Origin of the sequence: Pseudoalteromonas sp. P1-9 (assembly GCF_001399975.1) — a bacterium.
GTDB lineage: Bacteria > Pseudomonadota > Gammaproteobacteria > Enterobacterales > Alteromonadaceae > Pseudoalteromonas.
On record NZ_LKBD01000007.1, the window covers coordinates 1 to 15,095 of the forward strand.

A 15,095-nucleotide genomic window follows, 5' to 3' on the forward strand; every position below is an offset into this window, starting at 1 on the left:
ATATAGTGACGAGCTCGGAGTATGGCACTCGATTTTAGGGCTAGTTAAATAAGAAGCCGACTATTTTTCATAAAATAGTCGGCTTTTTTGTTTCGTGTCCAAGCAAATATCATTTGTTTTTATCTAAAGTTTTAATTCGCTCGCTGAACCTGTATTATATGGACAAAATGGAAGTTTAAATTAAAAAAATGAGTAGAGTTTATCCAGTAATATTATCAGGTGGTTCAGGCACGCGTCTTTGGCCAATTTCACGCAAGCATTACCCTAAACAGTTTTTAAAGCTAACGAGCAATTACACAATGTTGCAAGAGACAGCTTTAAGATTAAAAGGGTTTAATAACCCTATTGCTGTGTGTAACGAGTCTCACCGTTTCATTCTTGCAGAGCAGTTGTCAGGAATAGGGAAAAAGCCAAGTGCTTTGATTTTAGAGCCTGTAGCTAGAAATACAGCTCCTGCGATTGCACTTGCAGCTTTTCAAGCGCAAAAAATGAATGATGATGCGATTTTGGTTGTGCTTGCTGCAGATCATGTTATTTCCGATGAAGATGCTTTTCAAAAAGCCGTCGAGCTTGCGGTGTCTGAAGCAGAAAAAGGGTCCTTAGTTACTTTTGGTGTGGTACCAAATAAAGCAGAAACAGGATTTGGATACATACAAGCAACCGAAAAAGAAGGCGTTAGTGCTATAAAACGGTTTGTAGAAAAGCCTGACTTTGAAACTGCGGCCTCTTATGTGGACAGTGGGGATTATTTCTGGAATAGCGGTATGTTTGTATTCAAAGCATCTTCTTTTCTCAATGAATTAAAAGAGCATAACTCAGATATGTTCGATGCTGTTAATGCTTCATTAGATAATGCAGATAGTGATTTGGATTTTATCAGAGTGAAAACTGATGATTTTGCAAAAAGCCCAAGCGATTCTATTGACTATGCAATTATGGAAAAAACTTCTAACGGTGTGGTACTACCAATCAATGTTGGTTGGAGCGATGTAGGTTCTTTTTCTGCACTATGGGAAGTTTTAGACAAGGATGAAAATGGTAACGTTGGACTTGGTGATATAAAGTACATAGATTCGAAAAACTGTTTGGTTCAATCTGAAAATCAATTCGTTGCAACAATTGGTGTTGAAGATATTGTTGTTGTAGGTACTAAAGATTCTGTTTTAGTGACGAAAAGAGATCGAGTGCAAGATGTTAAAGCTGTTGTCTCTCATTTGGAAGCAACAGGAAGAACAGAGCACCTATTGCATAGAGAAGTTCATAGACCTTGGGGTAAGTATGATTCGATTGATAATGGTAATCGCTACCAAGTCAAACGCATCACGGTTAAACCAGGCGCATCTCTTTCGAAACAAATGCACCATCATAGAGCAGAGCATTGGATTGTAGTAAGTGGTACAGCAATCGTTGAAATTAATGATAAAGAGACGCTTTTATGTGAGAATCAATCAATTTACATTCCTCTAGGTGCAACACATAGATTAACTAATCCAGGAAAGGTTCAACTAGAACTAATTGAAGTGCAAAGTGGTAGTTATTTAGGGGAAGATGACATTGTCCGCTTTAAAGATGAGTATGGAAGAAGTTAGTAGCATCGGGTTATTGGTTAAATAGAATTATTGACTATAAAACAACAGATTGACTAACGTTTTTTTGATCCAGAGCCATTAAATCACGGGATATAACTTGCACTTCTTACAGGCAATATCGTTAATTCATACCCAATCGGTAATGAAATTAAAAGCGCAATCCAATGTTATGGTATTGAGCTATTTATGGTGGGTGATAGAGCCACTAATCTATGGAATTTTATTTTATTTTATTTTTAATTTGATGATGTTTCAAAAAAGTGAAAACTTCTTCATTTTTATCTTAATAGGTAAAGTCCACTTTTTATGGTTCTCTAAAAGTGTAATTGCTGGTGCGAATAGCATTATTGAGAATAAGGGGTTAATTAGCCAAAGAGTTATTCCAAAGTATGTATTCCCATTAGTTAATTGCCAAGAGTTACTTTTAAAACAAGTAATCTCACTTCTGACACTAATCGCAATTGTACTTTGTTTTGGTTACTCAGTTTCAATTACTTGGCTGCAACTAGTGCCATTGACACTAACAATGTACGGCTTTATTTGCGGCATTTCATTGATTGCATCAGTTTTTGTTACATATGCTCAAGACTTCAGAGTTATCATTCAAATGGCAATGATGGGGTTAATGTTCACGTCGGGTATCTTTTGGGATATCAACATGATTGATGATCAACAAGTTCAACAGGTGTTGTTTACCTATAACCCTCTAGCGGCATTAATCGATAGCTATCGTCAAATATTGTTATCAAATGAGGTCGTATCAATTAATAGATTAGTACCCCCATTAATTTGGGCTGGCGCTAGTCTACTCATCGGTTTATTCTTGCTTAAAGCGTGCCAGAACTCTTTAACAAGGAAGCTATTTTTGTGAGTCAACCAGTTGTCGAATTAACAAATGCTTCCATAGAATATACGAGCCGCGTAGGCTTGTTTAAAGAGTTTAAACATACTGCGCTCAATAATATTTCACTGGAAATTTATGAGGGAGATGTTTTTGGTGTTTTAGGCAAAAATGGTTCCGGTAAGTCAACTTTATTAAAAGTGCTTGCGGGTATTTTTGCGCTAGACATTGGACAAATAAGTTGTAAACCGGGCTTAAGTAAAGCGCTTCTTTCATTGGGACTCGGGTTTAATAATCAATTAACAGGGCGCGATAATGCGTTAATTAGTTGCATGCTTAACGGGTTGTCAAAAAAGGTAGCAAAACAGAAAGTGGAGCATATTAAAGAATTTTCCGAGTTAGGGGTGTTTTTTGAGCAACCCGTAAAATCCTATTCTGCGGGAATGCGCTCTCGCTTGGGGTTTTCTGCTGGTTTGGTACTTAATGTTGATCTATTGCTAATCGACGAAGTTTTAAGTGTCGGAGATCAAAGCTTTAAGCAAAAAGCTGAAAAAGCGATGCTTGATAAGCTTGCTGGGAAGCAAACAGTAGTATTTGTCTCACATAATGAAAATCAAATACAGAGGCTATGCAATAGATGTGTATGGCTTGAAGGTGGTAATTTAATGGCATACGGTGAAACGTCACAGGTGTTAACTAAATATAGGAGTGATTGTAACAATGCAGCGTAAAGGAATTATTCTCGCCGGGGGATCTGGTACTCGACTATACCCGTTAACTAAAGTGGTAAGTAAGCAATTAATGCCAGTTTATGATAAACCAATGATTTATTACCCGCTAGCGACACTGATGCAAGCTGGTATTCAAGAAGCCTTGATTATATCTACGCCAGAAGAGATACACCGATTCGAAAATTTATTGGGTGATGGAAGCAACTTTGGTATTACATTAGAGTATGCAGTGCAGCCAAGTCCAGATGGCTTAGCACAAGCATTTATAATTGCTGAAGATTTTTTGGCTGGACAAGCAGCGGCTTTAGTACTCGGCGATAATTTATTTTATGGCCATGATTTAAGCAAATCTTTAAATAGTGCAGCCCAGCAAGAGTCAGGAGGAACTGTTTTTGGTTATCATGTCGCAAACCCTCGTGCATATGGTGTCGTAGAGTTTGATGACAATGGTTTAGCTAAATCTATTGAAGAAAAACCTAGAGAGCCAAAATCAAATTATGCTGTTCCTGGTTTATACTTCTTCGATAGTCGTGTTGTCGAATACGCTAAAAGCGTTAAACCCTCAGCACGAGGTGAGCTCGAAATTACCGATGTTATTGAACAATATCTTAAAAATAATGAGCTGAAAGTTGAAATTATGGGGCGCGGAACTGCGTGGCTTGATACAGGTACTCATGATGATTTGTTGGCCGCAGCACAATTTATAGCTACTGTGGAGAAACGTCAGGGACTAAAAATAAATTGCCCTGAAGAAATTGCGTTCAGAAACGGCTGGATATCTCACGATAGGTTAAGAGAAATAGCTGAACCATTAAAGAAAAGTGGTTATGGTGAATATTTACTTTCGCTACTAAATGACCATGTGATTTAAACACAATAGCCAACTATTAATCAGACAGAAAATATGAAAATTATTGATACAAAAATTCCAGATGTGAAAGTTTTAGAACCTCAAGTTTTTGGTGATGATAGAGGTTTTTTCTTAGAAACATTCAGAGGTGACTGGTTTCGCGAAAACATAGCCGATGTGCAATTTGTACAGGATAATCATTCAAAGTCGCGTAAAGGTATATTACGCGGTCTTCATTTTCAACGTGAGCAAACTCAAGGCAAGCTAGTGCGCGTTGTGTCTGGTGAAGTGTTTGATGTAGCAGTTGATATTCGCGAAGGCTCACCTACTTTCGGTCAATGGGTTGGAGAATTTTTATCTGCTGAAAATAAAAGGCAACTATGGGTACCTGCTGGGTTTGCACATGGCTTTCTAGTAACTAGTGACGACGCGGAGTTTGTTTATAAATGCACTGATTATTATCACCCTCAATCAGAGGAATCGATTATTTGGAATGATAATGACATTGCTATAAGCTGGCCAACCGATGTTGAGCCATTGCTATCAGAAAAAGATAAGCAAGGCATAACATTAACAGAGTGTTCACCGCTTTAAGGCTATAAATATGATTGTTGTTATAGGCAAAAGCGGGCAGCTTGCTCAAGAGTTACATTTACTGGATAGTGATTTAATTTGTTTAGGGCGAAATGACATTAACTTGTTAAGTAGAGAAGATGTATTTCATACTTTAAATAAACTTTCTCCGGATGCTGTTATCAATGCTTCTGCGTATACAGCAGTTGATAAAGCAGAGACAGAAGAAGAGCAAGCATTTTTAATTAATGCTGAGGCCGTGAAATTTCTAGCTGAATATTGTGAAGTTAAGCGATGCCACTTTGTACATGTATCTACAGATTATGTATTTAAAGGTGATAAAGGTAGCCCTTATATATCTTCAGATATTAGGGAACCAAGAGGTGTCTATGGCGCTTCCAAAGCTCAAGGTGAGCTTTATTTGTCTTCTATAATTAACACTAGCGCTTGTATTATTCGTACATCTTGGGTTTATTCTAGCCATGGTAATAATTTTGTTAAAACTATGTTGAATTTGATGACGCAAAAGGATGAACTCGGAATAATATCGGATCAAATTGGAACACCTACTTCAGCAAAGGTATTAGCACAAGCGTGTTTGGCCGCTGCCAAAAATAGGGTATGTGGTATTCAACATTGGACGGACTTAGGTATCGCTTCATGGTACGACTTTGCCTTGGCTATTCAGGAAATAGCTTTTGAAAAAGGAGCTTTAAATAAAAATATCCCTGTTAGGCCTATTAATACAGAGCAATACCCTACGCCTGCAGTTCGCCCAAAGTATAGTGTATTAGATAAAACAAAGAATAGTGATGAATTAAATGTAGAGAATGCACATTGGCGAGTGCACCTATCAACAGTTATTGACGAATTAATTGAGAAAAAATAATGGAAAGTTTGCAAAAAAGTTTACTTGTTACCGGTGGCGCAGGATTTATAGGGGCTAATTTCGTTCACTATTGGTTGAATACTTATCCCAATGATAAAGTAACAGTGCTTGATGCACTTACTTATGCTGGAAACAAAGAAAATTTAGCGAGCTTGGAAGGGAGTAGTAATTTTAAATTTGTGCATGGCAATATTTGTGATCAAGATTTAGTTGAACAGTTATTACAGAGTGGTGAAATCAACACGATTGTTCACTTTGCGGCGGAATCACATGTTGACCGTTCTATCACTGGACCTGATGAGTTTATTGAGACCAATATTATCGGGACATACTCATTGTTGAAAGCTGCAAAAAAAGTCTGGTTAGATATCCCTAAAGAACAGGGAAGACAAGCCTTAGAACATAGGTTTCATCATGTTTCTACAGATGAAGTGTATGGCACGTTAGAGCTCAGAGATCCGGCTTTCACTGAAGATACGGCTTATGCACCAAACTCTCCGTATTCAGCGAGTAAAGCTGCAAGTGACCACTTGGTTCGTGCATACCACCATACTTATGGTTTGGAAGTAACAACGTCAAATTGTTCAAACAATTATGGCCCTTACCATTTTCCTGAAAAGTTAATTCCACTTATTGTAACCAATATATTGCATGATAAACCTCTACCAATATATGGCGATGGTAAGCAGGTTCGTGATTGGCTGTATGTTGAAGATCATGCTCGTGGTATTGACTTGGTTCTTAATAAGGGAAGAGTAGGAGAGAATTATAATATTGGTGGTCACAACGAATGGCATAATATCGACATTGTTAAACTCATATGTCAGTTAATGGATCAGGCATTTGAAAATGATAAAACGCTCATCGAGAAATACCCACTCGCAATTTTAGCGAGACAAGCAAAATCTGAAGAGTTAATTACGTATGTAACAGATCGTGCTGGGCATGATAGAAGATATGCAATCGATGCAGAGAAAAGCTTTACTGAGTTAGGTTATCGCCCACAAGAGTCTTTTGAAACAGGCATCAGAAAAACTATTGAATGGTATTTAGATAATGACTCTTGGTGGCGTTCACTAATAAAATAGTTTTAACTCTGAACTAATAACACAATTTAATTTGCGAGCTGCGAACTCGCTGATAATAATGCATAAAATCATCAAAAAGGTTGCTTCATGGAATGGCTAAAACAAGCTTTAGCTCATAAAGTATTAAAGAAACAAGACATCGATCTTGAATTTATTAATTTTCAATTGGGCACTGAAAAGTACCCTATAAATGAAAAAAAAGCAAAAAAGTTAGTAGCAGAAAATTGGCTTATTGATCCTATTCCGACATTTTCTTGTGAAGATTATTTATATAATAACCCAGATGTTATGGCATCGGGTGTCCATCCATACGTACATTATATAAAGTATGGTAAAAGTGAAGCTAGAGGCATAAAAAACAGTAAGCAATATGATGCTTTTTTGGGTTTAAATCGGACTTCAAAAGGGATAATCGAACAGCAAAATATTACGTTAGAAGAAACTCCAGTATCAATTTTCTTTAATTCCATTTTTTATAATAATAAGTATCCTGGAGCGTGGGGATGGGAGCATTATTTGCACCATGGACAATACGAAAATAAAGTACCAAGTAAAGATGTTATTCCAGAAGCGCTTGATGCATTTTTCAGAGACGAAAGTGATGTGCCACCTCTCGTAAATATGTATAATTTTGCGCAGACAATAGAACAGCATAAGTGCTCTGATAAGCCTGTTTATTCAATTGTTATTTTAAACTGGAATAAGTCATTAATGACTTTGCAGTGCGTCTATACGATTCTTAAAAACTCGTTTTACACAGATATAGAAATTATTGTCGTAGATAACGGCAGTATGGAACATGATTATGTCAACTTGTTAGAGTTAATTAAAGTTCCATGCGTTAATGTGATACGCAATAACTCTAATCGTTTTTATGGTGAAGCAAATAATATAGGTGTTGAGGCTGCAAATGGTAAATACATTTGCTTATTAAACAATGATGCTTTTGTACATAAAAATTGGGATAAGTATTTAATAGAAAAACTGGAATCCGATGATTCGATAGGGGGAGTAGGACCGAAATTTTTATTCCCTGATGGCAGGCTTCAAGAGGCGGGTGGTGAACTAAACCCTTGTGGGCAAAATGTTCAAATTGGTAAAGGGTTAGATGCGAGTCTAGATGCCTTCAATGTGGAATACGAAGTGAGTCATGTTTCTGCTGCATGTTTTATGCTCAGAAAGGACTTGTTTTATCGAGTAAATGGTTTTGATTATCGCTATGAACCTGCATATTTTGAGGATGCAGACCTAACAGCTAAAATAAAATCTATTGGTTTAAGTATTTGGTATGTTCCGCAATCGCAAGTTATTCATGTTGAGAATGCGACGTCAAAAGATGAAAATATAGGGTTTCAGTTTGGCTCTTTAATTAGTACTAATAGACTTAAATTTGTTGCGCGTTGGTCGGAATATTTACGTGGTGGTGAGCCTCCTTTTGTTCCAGATTTTAGCCGTGAATATGCAGCAAGAGAAGAGTTAGAGAGAAAAGAAGCAAAAATAGCCGTTGTATACTCTCCATATAATTTAACCCCAGGTGGCGGTGAACGATATGTATTAAACCTAGCTCTGTCAGCAGTAAGGTCTGGATATAAAACATATTTTTGTTCTCCAGATACCTATTCAAGTATGCGTTTGTTTACGATTGGTCATGAACTAGGGGTTGATACTAGTGAGATCTTATTAATTAATGAAAACCAGCTCAATACAATAAACGGAGTTGAGTTATTTATTGCAATGAGTAATGAACTTAGCCCGAAGATTCAAGCAATAGGAACTAAGCGAAATATTTATCATTGTCAATTCCCATTCCCAATGTCTGATTGGCATAAAGCTAATTGTTTAGAGAATGTGCTCGGTTATGATGAGGTGATTGTAAATTCGGAGTTTACAAGAAATGCTTTCCTACAAGAAGGCGAAAAATTCGGTATGAAGTTGCCTACAGTATCGGTTGTAAGCCCTCCTGTTGAAATTTTAAGTGTGGCAGAAAAACCAAAAAATTTAGTTCGTATTTTAAATGTCGGAAGATTTATTGCTGGTGGTCATTGCAAAAAACAAAAAGAATTATTGCAAGCATTTGAAGTATTTTCGCAAAAGTTAGAAGCGCTAGGCATGGAATGTGAGTTATTGTTGGTTGGTGCACTGAGCTCATCGCAAGAAGACCGGGACTATTTATCTGCTCTTAAAATGAATGCTAAAGACAATGTGAAAATTGTTCTAAATGCTTCTCGACAAGAAGTTATTGATTATTACAAGAGTGCTCATTTCTATTGGCATGGAACGGGCATGAACGAAGACGTTAAAACTCGCCCTGAAGTGTTTGAACATTTTGGTATTACCCCTATTGAAGCTATTTCTTCTGGATGTATTCCTGTAGTTTGGCATGAAGGCGGTCCAGCCCATACGATGGAAAAGTTATATAAAAACCCTGAAAGGTTTTTAGCACGCTCGATTGATGAGTATGCAGATAAAACTATTGCATTATTGGATGATTCAGACCTGGTTCATGCTTCGTTAGATATTTTTTCTGAACAGCAATTTTACAGTGTACTAAACGAAAAAATTAATTAATGAAAGAATTATTATTACATATAGGTGCCCCTAAAACGGGCACGAGCCATATTCAGCGCTCGATTATTTTAAATGAGAACTCGGTTAGTCGAGGTGGTTATCATTATCTCGATAATCTGCGGTGGCATGATGGAGCACATCACTTAATATCTTTTGCGATACGTGAGGCTAAATATGGTGGCGCTGCTTTTTCATTCAAGAAAGAGTTCGCCAAACTTAAAAAAGAAGTTGAAAAAACGAAGAACAATAAGTTTATTATTAGTACTGAGTTGTTATTTTTTACTCCTAATGAAAAAGAGCAGGACAGGTTAAAACAGCTCTTTTCTTTATTTGATAAAGTTAAAGTAGTGGTTTTCTTTCGTGAGCCAGTGGCATTTTTGAACTCGCTATTTAAGCAAATGATCAGAGACCCGAGTGACAAAAGTGCTGAACAGCCGTTAAATTTTATCACCCGCGTTGCACATAACCTAGATTATAAAGGGGTTATTGAAGCATATTCGCACCTTGGGGGTGAAGTTAGCTCATTCTTGTATGAGGACTATGATGACGTTTCTGAGGCTTTTTTCACGCAAGTTCTTGATGTTCCATTGCTTAAAGTCAATAAACAGAAAGCTAATATTTCTTTAGATGGCGCGGGGCTTAAAATAAAGTATGCGCTCAATAGCCAAGTTGAAGAGTTTGAGCTCAATGTTCAGCTAGCAGAAGCAATTAAGTATTTTCAAGTTTCGTTAAATAATAAGACAAATATTGATATGTTTAACGATAAAGAAAAGAAGGCTATCGCACATGTCTACAATCAGTTTAATGGATTTAGTGATGCGTTTCCAAAGGTCAATATGTCGCAGCGCGGTATCCCATTCTTACCGGTTTCAAGCGAAATGATGGATCGCTTTAAAAACTGGTTAGCCGATTATAATAACAACTTACACCAAAATATTTTTGGTTGATAAAGAGCATGCGATGAAAAAGATATTTGTTATTCTCGGAATGCATCGAAGTGGCACGAGCTTAACTTCTGCAGGTTTACATTATGCAGGGCTAGAGTTTGGTAATGAGCTGATGGGAGCTAATGCTGGCAACCCTAAAGGCCACTGGGAAGACAATGATGTCGTTGCACTCAATAATCGTATTTTATCCCAATTAGGTTTAACTTGGGAACATATAGGCAAGATAGAGCGAGATAAATTGCAACTCGCAGAGTTGGAGCCCCTGCGACAGGAAGCATGCGCTCTAATTAAGAGCAAAGTAGATAAGTGCGACAACTATGCTTTCAAAGATCCCAGAACGGTAAGACTTTTACCTTTTTGGATTAACATATTTGATAGGTTGCAAGTACAAATAGAGGTTAATTATATTTTTGTTTGCCGTAACCCAATAGATGTGTGTTATTCACTGGCGAAACGAGATAATAAATCGGTCGCCCATAGTCAACTCTTATGGTTACACCATAACTTAGATAATTTAGATTTACTATTAGAAAAAAAAACTCTTTGTGTAGATTTCTATCAATTTTGCAAAACACCTCAAGCGAGTTTAAAAGCCGTTAGTAATCAACTTAATTTTGACTCGCAGGACAGTGAAATAGATCAATTCGCTGCTGAATTTTTAGATTTAAAGCTGTTGACAAGTAACCTAGATTCCTTTGTAACATCACAACAAAAGAAGCTTTTAAGTGTCTGTTTTGATGCTTATCGCTTATTCAAATTATTGCATTTAAAACGATTTGTTGGTGAGGAAGCTGAACAACTTACCCACATTAGCAAGCATTGGCAGATTATGGCGCAGCCGTTGGCTGAACAGTTAAATATAATGAATGACGAGATTATTTTACTGAACAAGCAAGTGGGCGATAGAGCATTAGGAGAGATTAAGCATCAACGTCAGTTACTTGAAAGGCTGCTTAAAAAAAGCGCTCAATAAAATAAATTAGAGTTTAAGAATAGTGATAAGTTTTTTTAGTCGCAGCCCTTCTCAGGATGAATGCGAACGTTTTTTGTTTGTTCATATTCCCAAAACCGCGGGTACGAGTTTTCGGGATGCTCTTGATAGTCATATGAGAATGGTCTACGACTATAGTCAAGGAAACCCCGTAACATCAAAGGATGTCAGTAAGTATATTTATCAACAAGATAATTTTTATGATTTCAATAAACGCATATCGAGCTTTAAAAATGTATGTATTGCAGGGCATTTTCCGGTATATAAATACTTAAATTTTGTAACTCCCAGTCGGATAATTACGTTTCTTAGGCACCCAGTTGATCAGGTTATTTCACATTATAACCACCAAGTAAAATACCATAATTTAAGCTGCACTTTTGAAAAGTTTATTGCTACTCCTAAAAATGTAAACCTACAATCAAGGATGCTGTACCGTATTCCGCTTGGTCTTATTGGGTTTATTGGTTTAACCGAACAGTATGACTGCTCACTTAAACTGTTCAATGATATTTACAATATGGAACTTAAATCACTGAGATCTAATGTAAATGATAAAAAAAACATGCAAAAAGAGGATCTTGGGAGTGAGTTATTAAATGAAATCCTTAACAATAACGCTGATGATCTGAAACTTTATCAATCGGCACTTGCGTTACTAAAAACAAGAAGTGAATTTAACAAAAATACAGACCCTAAAAGGTGGGTATTCAGTCATGCTCAACTTAATAATAAAGGCAATATTACAGGTTGTGCATTCACTTGCGGAGAAGAGGATAAAGCTGTTAAGTTAGAGTTATTGGTTAATGGTGGTATTTCGCATCAATTTGAAGCAAAGGAGTTCTTTAGTGAAATTCCGAAAGCTAGACTGCCGAGAGAGCGCTACGTTGGGTTTAAAGTAGCGAATAAGTGCTTACCTGCAGATAGTGAAATAACAATACGAGTTGTGGAAACACAGCAAATAATCTTTAGTGATAAGCTTTTTACGAAGCGCTAACGAATTAATAACTAATTGTTATAAGCACCTTTAGAATAACTGAGCTCACTAATTTAGTGGGATGTTGATTTTTACCTTCAATTAAACATGCCGCTAAACTCTTCAAGACGAAGCCGGATAGTCGTGTAAGGTTTGTGGGATAATGTTGTATTATGAAAATATATTTATGTTTTTGATTGAAGTAAAAAATGAAGCTTGAATTCCTGATCTGTGGCACCCCGAATGACGCTTTTTGCTCTCAAATTGCGTTTTTTAGAATTTGTTTGGATTTTCTTGGTGGCGATTACCAGCAAGCTAGGGTTGTTGCCTTTTTTGGTGATCATACTGAAGAGACTATCTCAAACAGGTGGAAACCATTTTTTGAAAGAATTGATGTTGTTTGGGCTCATGAAGTTGGCGCGACTAATATTGATTACAGTGCACAACATTATGCTCGTTTTGAGCACCTAAACCCTGATGCCGACCTCTGTGTGATTTGTGATGCTGATACGATTTTTTTAAATCCTTTGGAAGATTTAAGGAAATATACTAGTGAAGCTGACTCCCTGTTTGGAGTGATAGCTCATTATCATTTTCCAGCAGATTTGACAGAAATAAATAAAGTTGATGAATGGCAATACTTGTTTGAAAACGTTGTCCAAAAGACTCCCGACTGCAAATATCAGTATTCACTCACTAACCATCCTAATGGAAATCAATGTCCTTTTTATATTAATTATGGTTTTTTGGCGGGGACGCCAAGTTCTCTGAAAGCGCTTTATATAGCGGAGAGTAAAATCATAGAAAAAGTACAAAGTTATGTAGGCTCTTACTGGTCGGCTCAAATTGCCATGCCACTTGCTGCCGAGCTTGGTAATATAACTACAACTGCACTTCCTATGCGCTATAACTATCCAAATGATCCGGTTGCAGATGAAATTTATCCAGAAGAGATGAAAAAAATAATATGCTTACATTATCTAAGGCATAGCGAATTCGATAGGCAAGAAATATTTTCTACAGAGCAGAGCTTTTATAAATTTTTAGACTTAGATTTAGCTGGTTCGAATAAGGTTTTTCAAGAGCACGTCGAGCGTGTAACCAACGGAACTTATCCTTTTCGGAGTGGAGGCTAATGAGTTCTTTAAAGAGAAAAACTCTATATTTACACATTGGCGTGGGTAAAACGGGCACGACTTCACAACAAGCGTTTCTATCAAAAAATAGGGAGGCGCTTCTTCAGTTGGGTCTTGATTATCTATATGCAGATGATTTAGGTCGAGGTTCAGGTCATCAAAATTTTGCTAAAAGTTTTATTAAAGATAAACCTTATTATGAAATGACCTTCGGCAATCTAGAGCAGGTTAAGCATGATGTGAAGCAAGAGTTAATTGAATCAACCTCAGAAAAGGTGTTAATTAGCTCAGAAAATTTTGAGCTCGCATGTCCTTTTGAAGTTGCACACTTTTTAAATGATATTGAAGACTTGGATGTAAAAATTATCCTCTTTGTTCGTAGTCAAGATGAACTATCAGAATCTGTCTATAACCAATTAGTAAAGTTAAAGAATGAGCAGCGTTCTTTTAAAGAGTTTTTTGAGTATACGCATAATTTAGGGTGGTATGATTTTCTTTCTTTGGCTAATAAATGGGAAGAGGCTTTTGGTGAGGGCAGCATTGTTGCATGTAAATATGATGCAAAGGAAAATGACTCTATATTAAAACTTTTGATTGCCGCTGGGGTAGATGAAGAAGCATTTACTTCATTAGATTTTCAACTGACGCCCGAAAATGTATCAATAGGATATGAAACTTTATTTTTATTAAAATCTCTTAATAAGTTAGATATTCCAGGGCGCCCAAACCTTTATCGTAAAATTATGGAGCAACAAGCATCAGATAAGGAGCTTCCAGCACTAGTTTTTGATTCAGATACCGCAAGTTATATTCGACTATTATATGATGGTGTGAATAAGAAGTTTTCTAAAAAATATTTGTCCAAAGAAACAACAGATTTTGGCGGTAGAAAGTATACTTTGCAAGAACGCCAGTTGATTTGTAAGCAAATTAAATCACTAATATGAAAAAGCACAATGCTTGTTTAATTTGCTTAATAAATGATGCATATCAGATTCACTATACCTTTGGTCAATAGGCAAGAATAAGGTTTTACTGGCGTAGAGCTTTTCCCAGCTATTGGCATTTGTATCGTCAATTACGTTTGACCAATAAGTAGGCAAATATATCTGATTTTTAATTAATAGGTTTTTAACTTCTTTTGTTGCTTGCTTCGGCAGGTAAGGATAGCAGAATGGTATTGTTCTAGATTCACGCTGCTTAAGTAGAAATTGGAGCTGATTACTTTCGCCCAGAACAGACTCAAGAATATTATAATTACGCGCTCTTTTGGTAATAACTTCCTTATGGTCAATATGTTCCATTATTTGCTTTGTAAATTTTGACATACCTGCCGGAACACTCTTTTCCAGCAGAGCTTCTGATTTTAAATAGTCTGAGTAGCCTGCGTTCGCATTTTTATAGTGTCGTAAAGTAAGATGCCTGGTATGTATATTCCTATATGAAATCAATTTCTGAGATAGGGGGGTTGGGCAAGTTAAGAGGGCGCCATCCGGCACGCCAAAGAATTTTCTACAACTATATATGTTTGCATTTTTATTATTTGGTTTTGTGTAGAAAGCTTGTGCATTGTCAATTATGCTATGTTCAGGCAGGTTTTTAGCAAATGAATCTTTGATGGCACAATAATTCACATAATATAGTGGCGAGATATTAGAGCCTGTAATGACAAGCTCAGGTTCAAGTAACTCGTTGACTGAATACTCTTTAAACTGCAGGCTAGAGAAGCGTTGCTGAATGGTTTTTTTTACATTGCCGCACATTAACCTGGGGTAATATATACTCTTATATTTATTTTTTTTGATTAATGCTGATAATGCATTTCTAGCTGTATTGAAATCTATTGCAGGTGGTAATTCGGATACACACGTATCCGAGACTGTTTCGAGCGAAAAGTATCCACCGTATTCTTTCAT

Annotated in this window: 14 protein-coding genes; 13 read left to right on the forward strand and 1 reads right to left on the reverse strand. The window is 36.6% G+C overall.

All coding sequences use genetic code 11. The features are described from left to right. Positions 1–188: 188 nt before the first annotated feature. The 13 genes from AN214_RS06740 to AN214_RS06800 all read left to right on the forward strand — a co-directional run bounded on the left by AN214_RS06740 (position 189) and on the right by AN214_RS06800 (position 14,126). Positions 189–1,589 (forward strand): mannose-1-phosphate guanylyltransferase/mannose-6-phosphate isomerase, encoded by a 1,401-nt coding sequence (locus AN214_RS06740; protein ID WP_054979015.1) that lies wholly within the window; start codon positions 189–191, stop codon positions 1,587–1,589. Between the two features lie 97 nt (positions 1,590–1,686). Further along, positions 1,687–2,460 carry an ABC transporter permease gene (locus AN214_RS06745; protein ID WP_152960731.1) on the forward strand — a complete coding sequence of 258 codons (774 nt, stop codon included), beginning with the start codon at positions 1,687–1,689 and terminating at the stop codon, positions 2,458–2,460. Then, positions 2,424–3,161: an ABC transporter ATP-binding protein gene (locus tag AN214_RS06750; RefSeq protein WP_200911115.1), complete on the forward strand. Its 738-nt coding sequence runs from the start codon at positions 2,424–2,426 to the stop codon at positions 3,159–3,161. The genes AN214_RS06745 and AN214_RS06750 overlap by 37 nt, the downstream gene beginning before the upstream one ends. Continuing rightward, positions 3,151–4,032, forward strand: a complete 882-nt coding sequence (gene rfbA / locus AN214_RS06755; RefSeq protein ID WP_054979018.1) for a glucose-1-phosphate thymidylyltransferase RfbA — start codon at positions 3,151–3,153, stop codon at positions 4,030–4,032. The genes AN214_RS06750 and rfbA overlap by 11 nt, the downstream gene beginning before the upstream one ends. Positions 4,033–4,065: 33 nt before the next feature. Then, the gene (rfbC, locus tag AN214_RS06760) at positions 4,066–4,605 is read left to right on the forward strand and encodes a dTDP-4-dehydrorhamnose 3,5-epimerase (protein WP_054979019.1); all 540 of its coding nucleotides are present in this window, start codon (positions 4,066–4,068) and stop codon (positions 4,603–4,605) included. A gap of 10 nt (positions 4,606–4,615) precedes the next feature. Beyond that, positions 4,616–5,473, forward strand: a complete 858-nt coding sequence (rfbD, locus tag AN214_RS06765; RefSeq protein ID WP_054979020.1) for a dTDP-4-dehydrorhamnose reductase — start codon at positions 4,616–4,618, stop codon at positions 5,471–5,473. Further along, positions 5,473–6,561, forward strand: a complete 1,089-nt coding sequence (rfbB, locus tag AN214_RS06770; RefSeq protein WP_054979021.1) for a dTDP-glucose 4,6-dehydratase — start codon at positions 5,473–5,475, stop codon at positions 6,559–6,561. The genes rfbD and rfbB overlap by 1 nt, the downstream gene beginning before the upstream one ends. A gap of 87 nt (positions 6,562–6,648) precedes the next feature. Further along, the gene (locus AN214_RS06775; RefSeq protein WP_054979022.1) at positions 6,649–9,129 is read left to right on the forward strand and encodes a glycosyltransferase; all 2,481 of its coding nucleotides are present in this window, start codon (positions 6,649–6,651) and stop codon (positions 9,127–9,129) included. After that, complete coding sequence (locus tag AN214_RS06780) at positions 9,129–10,076, forward strand: sulfotransferase family protein (RefSeq protein WP_054979023.1); 948 nt, start codon at positions 9,129–9,131, stop codon at positions 10,074–10,076. Before AN214_RS06775 ends, AN214_RS06780 begins: the two co-directional genes overlap by 1 nt. A 13-nt stretch (positions 10,077–10,089) precedes the next feature. Next, on the forward strand, positions 10,090–11,049 hold the full coding sequence (locus AN214_RS06785; protein WP_152960732.1) for a sulfotransferase family protein: 960 nt from the start codon (positions 10,090–10,092) through the stop codon (positions 11,047–11,049). A gap of 73 nt (positions 11,050–11,122) precedes the next feature. Then, on the forward strand, positions 11,123–12,064 hold the full coding sequence (locus tag AN214_RS06790) for a sulfotransferase family 2 domain-containing protein (protein WP_054979025.1): 942 nt from the start codon (positions 11,123–11,125) through the stop codon (positions 12,062–12,064). 188 nt (positions 12,065–12,252) lie between these two features. After that, positions 12,253–13,179, forward strand: coding sequence for a hypothetical protein (locus AN214_RS06795; protein WP_054979026.1), 927 nt, complete (start codon positions 12,253–12,255; stop codon positions 13,177–13,179). Continuing rightward, positions 13,179–14,126, forward strand: a complete 948-nt coding sequence (locus tag AN214_RS06800) for a hypothetical protein (protein ID WP_054979027.1) — start codon at positions 13,179–13,181, stop codon at positions 14,124–14,126. The genes AN214_RS06795 and AN214_RS06800 overlap by 1 nt, the downstream gene beginning before the upstream one ends. Here AN214_RS06800 and AN214_RS06805 read toward each other — a convergent pair. Then, positions 14,118–15,095, reverse strand: a complete 978-nt coding sequence (locus AN214_RS06805) for a hypothetical protein (protein WP_054979028.1) — start codon at positions 15,093–15,095, stop codon at positions 14,118–14,120. The genes AN214_RS06800 and AN214_RS06805 overlap by 9 nt on opposite strands.